Raw genomic sequence first — 16,480 nt, 5'->3', positions numbered from 1 at the left:
ACTATCATCACCTAAATGTGAAGAACCCGATTTTTAATTTCTTTCGTCCGTCCTTCATTCCAAAAATTTTCACCTAAATACCCACACGTACGGCGAATAACCGTCAACTTTGTGCGTTCTGTATTATGACACCGTGGGCATTCCCAATCATTTTGTTCATTCAACACAATTTCGCCATCAAAACCGCAATTATGGCAATAATCCAACTTCGTATTAAATTCAGCATAGGAAATATTGTCGTAGATATACTGAATCATCGCCAATACGGCATCTATATTATGAGTCATATTCGGTATTTCTGCATAGGAAATACAACCACCCGTAGATTTTTTCTGAAATTCTGATTCAAAAGCAAATTTATCAAAAACGTTGATTTTTTCTCGCACATCGACATGATAGCTATTCGTGTAATAGCCTTTATCGGTCACATTTTCGATATCGCCAAAACGAGTCTGATCAATCTTGCAAAAACGATGGGTCAAGTTTTCTGCCGGCGTACCATATAAAGCAAAACCAATACCCGTTTCTTTTTTCCACGCTTGAATATGTTCATCAAAAACATCCATAACTTTCAGTGCAAACCGCTTACCTTCCGGAGCTGTATGGGAACAATGTTTTGTCAACATCGTCGCTTCATACATGCCGATATACCCTAATGAAAGCGTTGCATAACCACCATAAATAAAACGTTCTACCGTTTCGCCTGGTTTTAACCGTGCAATAGCACCGTATTGCCAATGAATCGGCGATACATCCGACGTGATTTGTTTCAATAATTCTACCCGCAAGAGCAATGCCTTTTTGCAAAGTTCTAAGCGCTTATCCAAAATTTGAAAAAACTTTTCTTCATCGCCATCGGCTAAAATGCCAATTTGGGGTAAATTAATCGAAACAACGCCCATATTAAAGCGGCCATCGAATTTATACTTGCCAGTTTCATCCTTCCACGGTGATAAAAAGGAACGACACCCCATTGGACTAAATACATTTCCTTCATAATTTTCTTTCATCTTTTTTGCAGAAATATAATCAGGATACATTCGTTTTGCCGTACATTCTGCCGCTAATTTCGTCAAATAAAAATAAGGACTATCAGCCGTCACGTTATGTTCATCTAAGACATAAATCAATTTTGGAAAAGCAGGAGTTACATATACATCTGCTTCATTTTTTATGCCTTGAATCCGTTGCCGCAACAATTCTTCCGTAATCAATGCCGCTTCTTTAGCGTATTCATAATCAGGTTTAAAGTACATAAATAGAGTTACAAACGGTGCTTGCCCATTCGTTGTCATCAAGGTGTTAATTTGATATTGTACGGTTTGGATTCCATCTTTAATTTCTTTACGTGTACGCTTCCATGCAATTTCTTCCGCTTTTTTCATATCCGGTTCAATACCATATACTTCTTGCTGTTCTTCCACGACAGCCGCCATGTATTTTTCAAAAGATTTCCGTACATAGGGCGCTAAAATACGATCAATACCATTAATCGACTGACCTCCATATTGACCACTCGCTACTTGGGCAATAATTTGAGTCGTCACCGTGCAAGCTACTTGGAACGATTTCGGCGTATCAATTCTTTTTCCATTAATAACCGTACCATTTGCCAACATATCTTCTAAGTTAATCAAGCAACAATTAAACATGGGTTGAATGATATAATCCATATCATGAAAATGAATTGCCCCCGAATCATGTGCCTGCACAATATCCGCAGGAATCAATTTACGCCGAGCAATATCTTTAGATACTTCCCCCGCAATTAAATCGCGTTGTGTCGATACAACATGACCATTTTTATTAGAATTTTCATTCAACACATCCACGTTTGTATTATCCAACAAACCAAACACATCTGAGTCAGTCGTATTGGTCTGGCGTTTAAACGCTTGAATGGCCTTATAATTTTCATAAGCCCGTGCCGTAGCCGGATTATTGTACTTTAATAAGTATTCATAAACCTTATCTTCAATACCATATATAGTCATATCTTTGCGAATCGCTACGGCATACGCTTCAATCTCTTGGGCAATGCGTTCCGCTTGTCCTGGTTCATAAACACCACTACTACTATTCATTGCCTTTTCAATAGCAATAACAATTTTATTACGATCAAAAGGAACGCGTTTTCCATTACGTTTGATTACTTCCACTTCTATGTACCCCCCATATATAAGTAATACGGATTATATTTATCTAATTTATATTGTAAATAAACACCATTTCGATGGTTTTTTTAACGTGCTTTAATAATACTATATATAGTAGAGAGTGTCAATATAAATATACTCTATCATGTTGTTTTTAGTTTTTATCAAAAAAACACACATCCTACACAGAGACTACTTTCTCATTTTACATGTCGTTTTTTAATCAATCTGTACCAATTCACGAATCACCGCACCAGCGATAATAAGTCCAACCGCCCCGGGAACAAAAGAAATACTTCCTGGCGATGCATTTTCCGTTTCCTCTTTTTGCGGTATTATCGGCTTTTCTTTGGAATACACGACCAAAATACCTTGTATGCCTCGTTGCTTTAATTCTTTGCGTATTTTTTTTGCCAACGGATCAACAGACGTCTTTTCAATCTTCTCTATTTCAAACTGTTCAGGATGTAATTTATTGCCAGCTCCCATAGAAGAGATGACGGGAATATGTAAGGTGTATGATTCTTCAATAATAGAAATCTTGGCCGCCACCGTATCAATCGCATCAACCACATAATCTGGTTGTATCTGCGAAATGAAGTCACGATGCGTTTCCGGTAAATAAAAAAACTGATGAGTTTGTATATCCGCAGTAGGATTAATCATTAGCAATCGTTCCTTCATAGCGTTTACTTTTGGCTGTCCTATCGTAATAACAGTAGCACCTAATTGACGATTGATATTTGACGGTTCAAAAACATCTGCATCGACAAGTACAAGATGTCCAATACCAGCACGAATCAACGCTTCGGCTACAAACGACCCTACCCCACCTACGCCAAACAGCAAGATCTTCTTTTCGCCCAATTTCTGCACATTATCCTTGCCTAAAAGCCATGCCGTTCGCTGTGTATATTTTTCTTCCATTTATAGTACCTCTGGAATAATTTCTAACCAATAGCCATCGGGATCGACAATAAAATAAATACCCATATCAGGGTTTTCATAAACCACACAATCCATACTTCGGTGTAAAGCCAATGCATTATCCATATCCGAGACGGCAAACGCCGTATGAAATTCATTCTCCCCTAAATTATACGGGGTAGTACGAGCCTTAAGCCACGTGAGTTCCAAACAAAACGAAGAAACGCCATCGCCTATATATACAATCGTAAAATCTGGTCGTTCAATCCGCCGAATTTCTTTTAATCCTAACGCTTTTTCATAAAAAGCAAGACTTCGCGATAAATCTAATACATTAAAATTAGTATGTCGAAATGTAAATTGCATCTTATACGCTTCCTTTCTGCAATGTTCCCTATTATACTCGATTATACTCGCTTCTTTAACCACTGCCAATATAATCGTTAATTCAACAATTCAAAAGCCGCCGTACTTCCCTGTTTTGTTTTTTGAATAGCCAAACGAGTCGTAATGCGTTCTTTTAATTCAGCTACATGCGAAATGATCCCTACCAACCTACCATTACCTTGTAATTGCAACAACGTTTTCAGTGCAAAATCAAGGGTTTCATCATCAAGAGTACCAAAGCCTTCATCAATAAAAATAGTATCCAAATGAATACCGCCCGAATAGGTCTGTACTACATCTGCTAATCCCAGGGCAAGTGCCAGTGAAGCTAAAAAAGTTTCACCACCAGAAAGCGTATTGGCTGGACGAGCATAGCCTGTATAGTTATCAAACACTTCAATATCTAAGCCAATTTGTTTCACCCGTTTATCATCCCAACTATGAGAACGCTGCAATTCATATCGTTGCCTACTCATCGTATGTAATCGCAAATTCGCTGCTGCCAATACTTCATCTAATAACGCACCTAAGACATAGCGTTCAAAATTAATTCCCGTTTGCTTACCACTGACCAGTTCATACACCGAACCAACCACCTTATATTCTTCCATTAACACGTTTTGTCGCTGTTTCCCTGCTTGCATCCGTTCATATAATTTAGTATCTTGTTGCACCTGTTCATTCAAGGTTGCTTTTTTTTCACTCGCCTGTCGCACCTGTTCATTCACTGCTTGCATGGCTTGTTTTTTTTCTTCTACGGCGGGGCGAACCTGTCCTTGTATGCATGCTTCTTCTTTTTTGATCACGCCAATATGCCGCGACTGTTTTTCTTCGTAATCCTGAAGTATTTGTTTTTCTTTGTCCCGTTCTTTCCAACGTTCTTGCAACATACGACACCGGTCCGGACTATCAAAACCAGCCTCTTGTACACGTGTAACTAACAGCTTCCATGCTTCTTTATAATCCGCTTGTAACTGTTTATGCTTCTTGCATTCTTGATCAAATACGGTTTGCAACTGCACTTCTAATTGCCCTTGCTGAAGCCGTTCTTTTTCGGCCTGCTGTACGTTTTCTTTAAACTTAGCTACCGTTTTTTCTTCCTTTTGTATCGCCCTATCTACCGCGTTAGGCATTCTATATTCCACGGGAATTTCCTGTTCTACTATTGCTATGTCCGTGGCTAACCGAATGGCTTCTTCATGATATGTCATATATGTATCTTGTTGTTCCTTTATATCTACCTCTATCGTTTGTAACTGTTTCTCCATATCCGGCATACACTGAAGACTTGTCGTTATCATCTGTACCTGTGTCGATAAAGTCTTAAGCATCTCTTCTAATGTATCTATCTCCTTTTGACACTGTGCCACAGTTTTATCCGCCTCATCTCCAGTTATAAGTTTCCCGTATTCCCGTTTCCAGTTTTCTATCTTCGTCATACTTTCCTGAATAATTACTTCTTTTTTCTGACACTTTTCCTTTACTTCTTCTACCTTTTTCTTCTTTTCCTCTACCTCGTCTTGCGTTGGTATGGCTGCCAACGGTATCGCTGGTGCCGGATGTTCTTGCGAACCGCACACAGGGCATGGCATATCATCCTGTAAAGTTGTTGCCAGTACCGCTGCCTGCCCTTGAATAAACAAACAATACACTTGTTCATACTCCCGTGTAAGACGAGATGCCTCGTCTTGCATACGCTTCAATTGGTCTAACCCAAACTGCATATTTTTTTCTTCGGTCTCTATTTTCTGCTTATACTCTTGTCTACTATTTGCCCTATTTTGTTCATCGTGGGCTTGTTTCAACGCTAGTTGCTTATCCCCTATCGTCGTTTGTATCTGTGCTAACTGTACTTCCGCTTGACGTACGTGTTGTATTTTTGCCTCAACTTCAACCCGCAGCTTTTCCTGTGCAGCCACTTTTTCTTTTACATCCTTTTCTTTCTTTTGTATTAAATCCCACCGTTTTTTCTGTTTATGGTATTCGTTAATCCGCGATTGCCATCCTTTCCACTGTTGAATTGTACCCGTCAACACCTCAATTTCTCCTTGTTGTGCCTGCAACTTTGCATAGGTTTGTGCCGCTTGCTTTGCCTTTTCACATGCGTCATTCCGCTGCTGTTCTACTTGCTGCTTACGAATACTTGCTTCTTTTCCTTTCGTTATAATATCATCTACTTGTTGAAAAGCATCCACTAAGATATGTGCCTGCTCAAGCTGTTCTATATATACTTTCCGCTGTGCCATCTCCTTTTCTTGCTTTTGTAACTGTTCATACGCTAACTGTGCTTCCGCAAGTGCCTTAAAATGGCTCTCCAACTCCGTTGCCACTTGTAATTCTTGCGTTCGCTGTTCCTGTAACCGTTGAGCTACCTCAATCTGCTGTTTTATCGCTTGTATCTGATGAGTATTTTCAGTTATCCGTGCTTGTAACAACTCTACCGTTGATAAGTCTGCACTTTCTAATCCCTGTTTTTCCTGTTGCACCAGTTGCTGATATTCTTGCTGTATGGCATCATGCTTTTCTTTCATAAAAAGTTGAAACCGTGCATAACGCTCTGTATGAAACAAAATCTGCATAATTTGTTGTCGTTCAGCTGAACCGGCTAAAAGGAGTTTACGAAAATCTCCTTGTGGTAAAAGAACAACTTGCCGAAATTGTTCCGACTTAAACCCTAAGATAGATTCTACCTGTGCATTTACATTCTTCGTTGCGATCACTTTCGTATCTTCACCATTCGCATCTGTTTCATACAAAGCCACCATTGCGGCCGCCTTTTTTAACCCCGAACCTCGTAATTTTGCAATTTCTTGCTCGGGACTACGTTCAATCCGATAATAATGAGATCCCACTGTAAAAGCAAAGCTCACCTTAGTCGGCACCTGTGGCGAGGCATATTCACTCCGCATATGTGCCCCCGAACGGCGATTACCACTCGTATCACCATACAAGGCATAACACATAGCATCTAAGATCGTCGTCTTACCTGCACCAGTAGGCCCATAAATTAAAAATAACCGCCGTTCTTTCAAATCTCTAAAATCAATACACTGCTTACCCGCATATGGTCCAAAAGCCTGCATTTCCAAATATAAAGGCCTCATAACATTCCATCACCATCCTCTGCTAGTAACCGTTGCCAAATATCCGTTGCACATGCTTGTTCTTGCACCGATAGCCCCTCGCCTCGCATAGACTGTACAAAACTCTGAAATAACTCAAACTCTGTCGTTTTTCCCACCGCCCGTGGCCCTTCCTGCATTCCCATCATACGGCGATTTGGGGTTTCTAAGGCCAACGCATTAGGATACTTTTGTCGAATCTTCGTCATGCCATCTAAAATAGGTTCACTATCCAACACTCGTGCCAAGATAAAATCATCCGTCTGCGTATCCTCCGCAGCCATCAACGTAGCAAAATCACCTTCGATAATACGTACATCGCGCCGCGACATAATGGGAATGGACTCAAAGCCCACCTGCCCATTGCCATCCATATCAACAAGAAGAAATGATTTTTTCTGCCGTGCTTCTCCAAAGGAATATTTCAATAAACTCCCCGCATAGCGAACGTTTTTTCTGCTCCCAGCCTGTTGTGGTCCATGTAAATGTCCCAGTGCAGTATAGGAAAAACCATCGAAACAAGACACATCGACCACTTCTGTTCCCCCAATCGCCAACGGGCGTTCTGAATCACTGGTAATTCCCCCCTTAACAAAGGCATGTGCGACACAAACGGAACGTGCTGTTCCTCGAGGATAATACGCTAACACCTGTCGCAACGCACTTTCATGATCATGCACATCCCGATTGCCAAATTGTTGTCGTATTTCCGCTGGATCAGCAAAAGGAATCAAATAAAAAGACACCTTCCCAAACTTGTCTTCCATAATCACGGGATTAACCAATTTATTCCAATCACCAGCTATATAAATCCCCTGTGCTGACAATAGATTGTTACCAAAGGAAAGACGAGTAGCACTGTCATGATTGCCACTAATAATCATACAAGGTATATGTGCTTCATTGGCAATTTTGGTAATCATTTCATCAAATAATTCCACTGCCCCTGTCGGTGGTAAGCTCCGGTCATAAATATCACCTGCAATTACAACCACGTCCACCGCCGCTTCTTTTAACAGCGGTAAAAACTGTTGTCGTAACACATATTCTTGATCATCCGTCAAATATTCACCATAAAACATCTTACCTAAATGCCAATCGGCCGTATGCAATATTCTCATCATCTACTCCTTACTCATATGACTGCCCCAAAAAAAAGAGTACAGACCATTCGTCCTGTACCCTTTATATTACTATATTATTCTTTTTCTTGACAATCTTTACATGTCCCAATAAATGATAGGCTTACATCATCTATGGTAAAGCCCGTTTGACTAGCCGCTAATTCGATTAATGGTGCCTGATCAATATTGACATCATAAATACGATTACACTTCACACAACGAATATGTGCATGCGAATCTATTTTATAGTCATATCGATGTGAATCCTCTCCACATTGCAATACCCTAACTACACCAATCTTAGCAAAAATTTCCATCGTTTTATATACGGTCGCTAAACTCATAGAGGGATAATTAGGTTGTAACTTTTTATAAATAGACTCCGCATTAGGATGAGACATGTTATTATTGATCGCATCATATACAGCCAATCGCTGTGGTGTAACCTTATATCCATTCGTTCTCAGCTTTTCGGCAATATTCATAAAAAACCTCCTTTGCTATTACGATGCATATTGTAATAAATAGTAAACAACTTGCATCTTAATGAACATCATTTATTATATTGTAACCGTTATTAAAAAGAATTACAATATTATAATATAACTTTTATCCCTTATACCTATTTATTATGCATCAATAAAATCGATTATACGCCACCTATGCTTATATAGCAACTGTCTTTTTCCATTTCTACGCAAATACACAAAAAAAAAAGAACCTACCATAGTAGATTCTTTGTATGCTGGCGGAGAGGGAGGGATTCGAACCCTCGGTAGAGCGATAGCCCTACACATGATTTCCAATCATGCTCCTTAAACCACTCGGACACCTCTCCAAGTATATTGGAACCGCTTTTGCTATATGGTCGGGGCGACAGGATTTGAACCTGCGACCTCTTAGTCCCGAACCAAGCGCGCTACCAAACTGCGCCACGCCCCGTTATCCTGACTTGTATATGATACCACACATCATAAAAAAGTCAAGCTATTTTTTCATTCCGCCCCCTTACTATGGCTGTATTTCCATAGGAAACCGCCACCAACAGTAAGTACTAAAAAAACGGCTTTTACGATTCCACTATATGCACGAATATCGCCTATATGAGTAGCTAAATACTGATCCGTAATCACCATAGACGCCGCAGCCCAAGCTAAAATAGCACCCCCTATATAAATCAAGACTGGCAACTTATGCATCACCTTCACTACAACAGTACTACCAAAGACGATGATCGGAACAGAAATCAACATGCCCAAAATCAACAATCCCCAGTGATTATTCGTAACGCCAACGATACCTAGAACATTATCCATACTCATTAACATATCAGCCATCATGATAGTTTTGATTGCACCCAGCAAGGTATTTTTTGCGTCTACCTTCATATCTCCCTCTGCTTCTTTAGCACCAATTAGGGAAATACCAATATACACCAATATCAAGCCTCCAATCGTCTTGGCATAGGGAATTTGCAGTACCCATGAAACGGCAAACGCCATTAAGAAACGCAATAAAATAGCACCAGCCGTACCATACCATATAGCTTTCCGCTGCAACTCCGGTCTTAAATTTTTAGCAGCTAAGCCAATAACAACTGAGTTATCGGCACCTAAGGCTAAATCAATTAAAATAACTTGTATAACCATCGTGATATCAAATACTAATATAGATTCTAACGATTGCAACACACTACCTCCATTATCCTCAACATAAATATCACCACTTGCTCGCTCCGTTCACATAGAAACAAAGGCAACCTTATTTTATTATTATGAAAAAGAACTTTCAATTTTGTACACATGTACAAATTGAAAGTTCTCCTATTCATATGGTGGGCGATGACAGGATCGAACTGCCGACATCCTGCTTGTAAGGCAGGCGCTCTCCCAGCTGAGCTAATCGCCCATATGTGGTGACCCCTACGGGATTTGAACCCATGTTCCCGCCGTGAAAGGGCGGTGTCTTAGACCACTTGACCAAGGGGCCATGGCTCCTCAAGTAGGACTCGAACCTACGACAAATCGGTTAACAGCCGATTGCTCTACCAACTGAGCTATTGAGGAATATGTATTGTTCGCTATCGAACAATAAGAATTATACTATGACTTTCATTCTTTGGCAAGTACTTTTTTCTTATTTTTTTATTTTTTTACTAAAAAAGCAAACTGGTCCCTACATTTCGGGTTACAGCTTGCTTTTTTCTTACTTATATTGTTGCATTACTTGTTCAAATACGGGTAAAGCACGATGAATCATATCTTCCTCTACGCAATACGAAATCCGCACATAGCCAGGACAGCCAAATGAATCAGCTGGCACAATAAGCAAATTTAAGGCTTTTGCCTTATCCGAAAAGGCCTTGGCATCCGTTTCTGGTGATTTAACAAAGAGATAAAATGCACCATCAGGATACACACATTCATAGCCCATCTTCGTCAACTCAGTATACAATAATTTACGGTTTCTATCATAAATGCTGATATCTGACACCTCGCCCAAGCATTGTAAGATAACATGTTGAAAAAGATGGGGGGCACATACAAAACCCATAGAACGACCAGCACCACAAATCGCCGTATATACATCTGCTGCTGAGGTTACTTGTGGTGGTACTAAAATATACCCAATACGTTCTCCCGGTAAGGACAACGATTTGCTATAAGAATAACAGATAATCGTATCCTGATAATGCGAAGGGACATACACAATCGGCTTACCGTCATAAATAATTTCACGATATGGTTCATCCGCAATAATATAAATCGGATGTCCATATTCCTTTGATTTTTCCGCTAAAATAGTCGCTACTTGCTGATATGTTTCTGGTGTATATACGACGCCTGAAGGATTGTTCGGCGAATTTAAGATAACCGCCCGTGTGTGCTCATTAATTGCGTTGGCAAACTCAGCCAGCGGAATTTGGAAATGTTCCGTGTCGGGTGGCACGACACACACCTTTGCACCTGCATTTTTGATGAACACGGTATACTCAGGGAAAAATGGAGCAATAACAATAATTTCATCTGATGATTTTTCCACAATCGCCTTCAAGGTAATCGTCAAAGACGCTGCTGCCCCACAGGTAAGGTAAAAACAATCACCCGTTACATTAGCGCCATATTGCTCATTCATGTACGCAGCCAACCCATCGCGCACCTTCTTATCACCAGCCGCTGCCGTGTAACCATGGATATCCGTTGACGAATATGTCATAAATACTTGATGAATAGCTTTTGCCACACACGCTGGAGCAGGTACAGTCGGGTTTCCAATACTAAAATCAAATACATGTTCCTTTCCTATCTTGGCAGCTTGTTCCTGCCCATAAGCAAATAAATCGCGAATAACCGATGCTTGTGATCCTAACGCCATCATATCTGGTGATGCCATATTTATCGCCTCCATTACACTTTTTATAATCATACCACACTTCTATTATATTATAAAATATTTTATTTCTTTTTCTTGATATTTTAATAAAAAAACAGGTTCTTTTTAGAACCTGTTTTTTTTACTCACAAATCTCAATAATTTTGGGTTTAATTGTATCGTCCGTCCGAAAGGTTCGATCAAACCATTTCATAAGCACAACACCAATAACAAGCCCAACTATGCCACCAAAAACCGCAAAATGTACTTCTTCAACACCCGTTGAAAGTCCATAATAATAGCCGCCAATTGCCCCTAACCCAATTAACAGTAAAGGCAAAATAAAGCAAACAAATGCCCCCATGATAACATTCATTTCACGCATTTCAAATTTCACTTGTTGTCCCACTTTTACACCAATAGGATCAACAACCATAACCACGATGTTATCCGATCCTGGACAGGCTCCACACGCTATACAATCGGAATGACGCCCTACTTTAACTTCAGCCAATCCATTTTCATGCACCATAATGACTGAACCTTCTTCTATTTTCATATCATCCCTTCTTTCTTTTATTCTTATATTTTTCTTCATTATACCATATTCCCATTCTAACGATAATACATCGTAACCGAAAAAAAATATCCTCCTCCATTGTTTTTTCCTTGAAACAATACAAAATGATGTACTAAACCAATATGCCTATCACAGACCGTCGGTATTTCCTTCCCTCTTTTGCAGTTATAAAAACACATTGACACATACCCTATTGTGTTGAGGTCATATGCTTCTCTACGTGTGTTGTCACCGCTTGCATTTTTGTATCCATGCCTTTACCCGTCACTGCACAGCCTATTAACTACACTTACCATTCAAGAATAACGTGATAAAACATGCCCATCGCATTACTCTCCCCCATACAAACTAATACAGCTACAAACAACTTACCTTCTTATTTAAGTGCCTATTACCGTGCTTCTCAACTAATAACCACTTAAAAGTCACGTACCATAAATGGAAAGAGATGCAGCCCCATCGCGGACAATGCATCAATACCATTTCAGCATAGCAAAAAACACCTTACTAATCTACCTTCAAAATACGTTAATAACAGTATAATTAAGTTCTTATACTGCTGCAACACCTGCTATAATACAACCTAGCGTTTGTCATGTACAGTGGTTTCCTTCCCCTATTTATCGGTAATCGTACCATTGTTCCCAGAAATTTCTAGTAACAACGTAAAACCTAAAAAGGTATATCGATCTCAACAATTGTGATCGCCCTACTTTCTAAAATATAACCACTAACACTATCTTGACGTAATCGACACAACATTTCAATTAGTATACATCCATCGACAAGCATACATGTACTCACTAACACAACCGTATACCCATCTTTATATGTATCTATTTTCTTAAACGATAACATATGCTTTCCAAAAAAATCCGTCCAGACAATTATTTGTCAGGGACGGATACATCTGAGATACACCTTGGCTTAAGACTTGCCTCCTATTATGAATAGAATGTCAACATATTACTTCCGCCTCGAAAAATACCCGGATTTTTCCTTTAACTGCCCTCTCAACATTCCTTTTGACACGCTGCATTCGATCAATTCTCTGTACATGCACGACACCATTTTAACTTCTCCTTCACAGATTTTCATAAACAATGTTTTATTATTATATTGTATATTACTCCCAAAAATATATTTCATCAATTACTTTTCTGTTGTTATTTTCTAAATATAAATCATTTTTTCAAAAATCTTTACGATCCTCTTATCCATTACCACTAATACGGATAACAAAAAAAATCGTACCACCAAAGGATTATCCTACGGGTGGTACGATTTTATTGTCCTTACCGGCGTATACGTTTCCGTGTCGACCTTAAAATACTTGCACTATTAAGCACTACCGCTAACGTTGCCGTATTATGAATAACCGCTGCCCATAATGGACTAATACGGCCTAATGCTCCCAGCAACATCGCTGCCGAATTAACTACAATGGTAGCAGTAAAATTCTGATTGATTACCTTCATCGTCCGTTTACCAATCCGCAGAGCTTCATACAAGCGACTAGGATCTTCCGAACGAATAGTGATGGCTGCCGATTCAGCAGCTATATCTGTCTTATTCCCTCCCAGGCTAACGCCGATATCGGCCCAAGCCAAAGCTGGTGCATCATTAATTCCATCGCCAACCATCATAACGTTTCCGCGTTTTTGCAATTTTAAGACATAATTTGCCTTATCTTCTGGTAAAATTTCCGCATGATAGGAATCAATATCCATATTTCTTGCTACTTCTGCTGCTACTTCCTTGGAATCACCCGTCAGCATTACCACTTCATCAATACCAATACGACGCATTTGATTTAATGTTTTTTTCATTTCTGGTCGTACTGGATCTTGTATAGTCAAACTACCTATATATTGGCCATCGCGAGCAATATACAGTATATTATTGCCCCACGTTGTATCACTAACTAAAGGAACGCCTAACACCTGTTCTTCCGACATGAAACGCCGGCTACCAACTAATACAGTCCCACCAATAAAATCTTCAAATGGTGGCACGATGGCACGCATTCCCCGTGCCACAACCGTTTCCGAAAGGTCATGATGAGGTGTTTCCCAACCTTGTTCTTTGACATATTTCTGCACCGCCACCGCTAACGGATGAACCGAATGCATTTCTGCCGATGCCGCAAGCAATACCATTTCTTTTTCCGTAACGCCATCAATCGTTTCAATGTGTGAAATTTGTGGTACGCCCATCGTGATCGTCCCCGTTTTATCCAAAACAACCGTATCAATATTCGCTAAATTTTCAATATAGTTACCACCTTTGACAAGAATCCCTTGTCGAGCCGATAAGCCGATAGCCGCCGAAATCGCCGTTGCTGTAGATAATTTTAAACCACACGAAAAATCAATAAAGAGCAAATTTAACACACGCTGCCAATCTTTCGTAGCACCATACACAATAGCCGCACCAATAAAAGAAATCGGCACTAGCATATTTGCCATTTTATCAGCAAAATTTTGTACGGGTGCCCGACGAGTTTGTGCTTCTTCTACCAAATGAATGATTTGTGCTAATGATGTATCGGCTCCTACCTTTTCTACAGTAATAACCAGATCCCCTGCCTCAATGATACTACCTGCATAGACAACCGATCCCCCCTGTTTAATAGCCGGATTCGATTCCCCTGTAATAGATGCCTGATTAACAGCAGCATTACCAGCCAAGACGACCCCATCAACACAAATTTTTTCACCTAAATGCACCGCAATGTGATCGCCCACCTGCAATGATTCAACAGGAACTTTCCGTTCACGCCCATCTTCAATAAGCCATACATCACGCTGATCCAATTTTAACAAGCCCGAAATCTGACGCCGAGCTTTTTCTGCGGCATATTCTGTCAACATTTCCGCACCATTAGACAAGGCAAGAAGGGTCAGACTAGATTCAGGCTTACCAGCCAAGACAGATGCCACAACAGCCGTTGCAGTCAACGTATCCGCATTTGCTTGATGATCTTTAATGATGCCCATAACCCCAGTTTTCATGATACGACGAGCAATAAACAACGTAAACAAGCGACGAACCATTAACATACTATCGTAAAATTCTGGATTCGTCTTACGCAATATATTCATCACAATAAAGCCGCCGACCGATAAAATTGCTTCCCGTCGATAAGCTGCTACGTCCCATTCTTTTTTCTCTTCCTTTTGTTTCCCATATGCTTTTTCAAAAAGCGAAATAAGGGAGCGAACATATAACCAATCTATTTCACCTCGATGAAACAGACTAAGCCTATTATCTTCAATTGTAACCGACACAATTCCCGAAACATGACGCAATTTTGCTCCCAATAATGGTCGTACACGAGGGGGCAATTTTTTTTGTAACGTCACTACTGTACGAACATACATGCCTATCGCCGTCCTCTCAACAAGGCGGCAGCCCACCACAACATCTGCGGTCCTGTCGGTCTTTGATCAAATGTCAAAATCTTACGAATCCCCCTAACAATGAGCACCAACGAGATAATAGAACGCAAATCAAATAACCGTCCCGTTTTTTGTAAAATAAAATGACTCAATACATCTAACGTTTCATAAATCTTTTCCATATATACCGTCGGTCCGCCATGTGACGACGATACATCATTTTCTTCTTGTTTTACTTGGGGGAATAATTGAAAACGCAAAAATTGTTCAATTTCATCTAAAACGATTTCCTCATGTGCACAAATTAAAATACTACCAGTCAACGCACTAACTTGCACTTTATCCACTCGCGATAATTGAGACAACTGTTCTTCCAACAACGTGGCTAATTCCTGATTTTGCACTAACGAAGCAACTCGATACCGCCGTCTTCCTGGCGTAGCCGCTACACAAGAAAACGCCAACATATGACCAGTATCTGCTTGCCCCTGTTTTGGTGCTTCCGTTCCTTGCTTTACCTTTCTACCTAATAAAGGTGACACATGTAGTCCTGCGGACCCATTTTTTAAAAACATACCATGAATTGCCTTCCCTATGGAAGCCCCTAACATAAGCCCTGAAATTAAAGACATGGCTACCCTCTCCTTTCTGCATGCATCTTAATATATTGTTCTACCTTAGCAAATTGACTATTGACACGAACCGCTTGAGCATTATATAAGATCAAAGCTGAGCCGGTCGTTGTATTAATTTCCACTTTGCGAATTTCTGGGTATTCACTAGCCATTGTCGTCAACTTGTTCCCTAACTCCGTATTACCAATTAATTTACTACTCCGCAATCGAATGCGTCCCGGAATATAAGAAGAAATCTGTACGGCACGCAATATAAACTCCCATTTTACATTCGCCAGACCAAAAAAGCCCAACTTGCTCCCTCCTTTTTATGCACTATATGATACCATGCCGAAAAAAGACTGCTACCTCCAAGGCAACAGTCTTTTTTGACTATCTTATTGTTGCTGAGCTGCTTCCTGTGCGGCGATCATATCTTCTAATTCTTCTTTCTGCCGTTGCAATTCAGCTAATGGTACATTTGCTGCAACTGCTCCACCTGCAGGTTGTTGTAATGCCATCAATTGTTGTTCTCTTTCGCTCATCAATTTATAACCAAAAATACCTGCAATTACACCAACACCTAAACCAATCCAAAAATCACTATTCTGAAACATAATAGCACCTCTCCTTTTCATATAAACAAATTTAATAATTTTGATGTTTTTATTATACGACGGTAATGTTTATTTGTCAATGAGAATGGGCGTTTTTTTTATTTATTTTTCGGCTTATTTTACCTATTTACCGTTATTCTCATTTTCATTATCTTTAATTGTTAACAGTTTTGTGTTCCA

General features: G+C 39.9%; 14 protein-coding genes and 5 tRNA genes. All 19 read right to left on the bottom strand.

The window, feature by feature from the left end; all coding sequences use genetic code 11:
- Nucleotides 1-11 precede the first annotated feature (11 nt).
- On the bottom strand, nucleotides 12-2,159 hold the full coding sequence (gene nrdD, locus HMPREF3182_RS02985; RefSeq protein ID WP_007392147.1) for an anaerobic ribonucleoside-triphosphate reductase: 2,148 nt from the start codon (nucleotides 2,157-2,159) through the stop codon (nucleotides 12-14).
- A gap of 216 nt (nucleotides 2,160-2,375) precedes the next feature.
- Nucleotides 2,376-3,083, bottom strand: a complete 708-nt coding sequence (locus HMPREF3182_RS02980; RefSeq protein WP_007392186.1) for a tRNA threonylcarbamoyladenosine dehydratase — start codon at nucleotides 3,081-3,083, stop codon at nucleotides 2,376-2,378.
- Nucleotides 3,084-3,449: a VOC family protein gene (locus tag HMPREF3182_RS02975; RefSeq protein ID WP_062485372.1), complete on the bottom strand. Its 366-nt coding sequence runs from the start codon at nucleotides 3,447-3,449 to the stop codon at nucleotides 3,084-3,086.
- Nucleotides 3,450-3,526: 77 nt separating this feature from the next.
- On the bottom strand, nucleotides 3,527-6,574 hold the full coding sequence (locus HMPREF3182_RS02970; protein ID WP_062485370.1) for an AAA family ATPase: 3,048 nt from the start codon (nucleotides 6,572-6,574) through the stop codon (nucleotides 3,527-3,529).
- Nucleotides 6,571-7,716 carry an exonuclease SbcCD subunit D gene (locus HMPREF3182_RS02965; protein ID WP_235808635.1) on the bottom strand — a complete coding sequence of 382 codons (1,146 nt, stop codon included), beginning with the start codon at nucleotides 7,714-7,716 and terminating at the stop codon, nucleotides 6,571-6,573. Before HMPREF3182_RS02965 ends, HMPREF3182_RS02970 begins: the two co-directional genes overlap by 4 nt.
- A 74-nt stretch (nucleotides 7,717-7,790) precedes the next feature.
- Nucleotides 7,791-8,201 carry a Fur family transcriptional regulator gene (locus HMPREF3182_RS02960; RefSeq protein WP_007392245.1) on the bottom strand — a complete coding sequence of 137 codons (411 nt, stop codon included), beginning with the start codon at nucleotides 8,199-8,201 and terminating at the stop codon, nucleotides 7,791-7,793.
- A gap of 261 nt (nucleotides 8,202-8,462) precedes the next feature.
- Nucleotides 8,463-8,554, bottom strand: a tRNA-Ser gene (locus HMPREF3182_RS02955).
- A gap of 27 nt (nucleotides 8,555-8,581) precedes the next feature.
- Nucleotides 8,582-8,658: transfer RNA gene (locus HMPREF3182_RS02950), tRNA-Pro, on the bottom strand.
- Nucleotides 8,659-8,711: 53 nt separating this feature from the next.
- The gene (locus HMPREF3182_RS02945) at nucleotides 8,712-9,407 is read right to left on the bottom strand and encodes a TerC family protein (RefSeq protein WP_235808634.1); all 696 of its coding nucleotides are present in this window, start codon (nucleotides 9,405-9,407) and stop codon (nucleotides 8,712-8,714) included.
- A 141-nt stretch (nucleotides 9,408-9,548) separates the two neighbouring features.
- A tRNA-Val gene (locus tag HMPREF3182_RS02940) sits at nucleotides 9,549-9,624 on the bottom strand.
- Nucleotides 9,625-9,629: 5 nt separating this feature from the next.
- Nucleotides 9,630-9,705: transfer RNA gene (locus HMPREF3182_RS02935), tRNA-Glu, on the bottom strand.
- Between the two features lies 1 nt (nucleotide 9,706).
- Nucleotides 9,707-9,782, bottom strand: a tRNA-Asn gene (locus HMPREF3182_RS02930).
- A 139-nt stretch (nucleotides 9,783-9,921) separates the two neighbouring features.
- Nucleotides 9,922-11,109 carry a pyridoxal phosphate-dependent aminotransferase gene (locus tag HMPREF3182_RS02925; RefSeq protein WP_007392213.1) on the bottom strand — a complete coding sequence of 396 codons (1,188 nt, stop codon included), beginning with the start codon at nucleotides 11,107-11,109 and terminating at the stop codon, nucleotides 9,922-9,924.
- Between the two features lie 121 nt (nucleotides 11,110-11,230).
- A complete protein-coding gene (locus HMPREF3182_RS02920) occupies nucleotides 11,231-11,647 on the bottom strand; it encodes a SoxR reducing system RseC family protein (RefSeq protein ID WP_036257358.1) in 417 nt (138 codons plus the stop codon).
- A 693-nt stretch (nucleotides 11,648-12,340) separates the two neighbouring features.
- On the bottom strand, nucleotides 12,341-12,526 hold the full coding sequence (locus HMPREF3182_RS02915) for a hypothetical protein (protein ID WP_062485366.1): 186 nt from the start codon (nucleotides 12,524-12,526) through the stop codon (nucleotides 12,341-12,343).
- A 437-nt stretch (nucleotides 12,527-12,963) separates the two neighbouring features.
- Nucleotides 12,964-15,051 carry a heavy metal translocating P-type ATPase gene (locus HMPREF3182_RS02910; protein ID WP_062485364.1) on the bottom strand — a complete coding sequence of 696 codons (2,088 nt, stop codon included), beginning with the start codon at nucleotides 15,049-15,051 and terminating at the stop codon, nucleotides 12,964-12,966.
- A gap of 2 nt (nucleotides 15,052-15,053) precedes the next feature.
- Nucleotides 15,054-15,701 carry an HMA2 domain-containing protein gene (locus tag HMPREF3182_RS02905; RefSeq protein ID WP_007392236.1) on the bottom strand — a complete coding sequence of 216 codons (648 nt, stop codon included), beginning with the start codon at nucleotides 15,699-15,701 and terminating at the stop codon, nucleotides 15,054-15,056.
- 2 nt (nucleotides 15,702-15,703) lie between these two features.
- On the bottom strand, nucleotides 15,704-15,997 hold the full coding sequence (locus tag HMPREF3182_RS02900) for an HMA2 domain-containing protein (protein WP_007392161.1): 294 nt from the start codon (nucleotides 15,995-15,997) through the stop codon (nucleotides 15,704-15,706).
- Between the two features lie 84 nt (nucleotides 15,998-16,081).
- Nucleotides 16,082-16,300: a hypothetical protein gene (locus tag HMPREF3182_RS02895; RefSeq protein WP_007392197.1), complete on the bottom strand. Its 219-nt coding sequence runs from the start codon at nucleotides 16,298-16,300 to the stop codon at nucleotides 16,082-16,084.
- Nucleotides 16,301-16,480 lie beyond the last annotated feature (180 nt).

Source organism: Megasphaera hutchinsoni (assembly GCF_001553405.1).
GTDB lineage: Bacteria > Bacillota > Negativicutes > Veillonellales > Megasphaeraceae > Megasphaera > Megasphaera hutchinsoni.
This window is presented reverse-complemented; position numbering and strand designations above follow the sequence as displayed.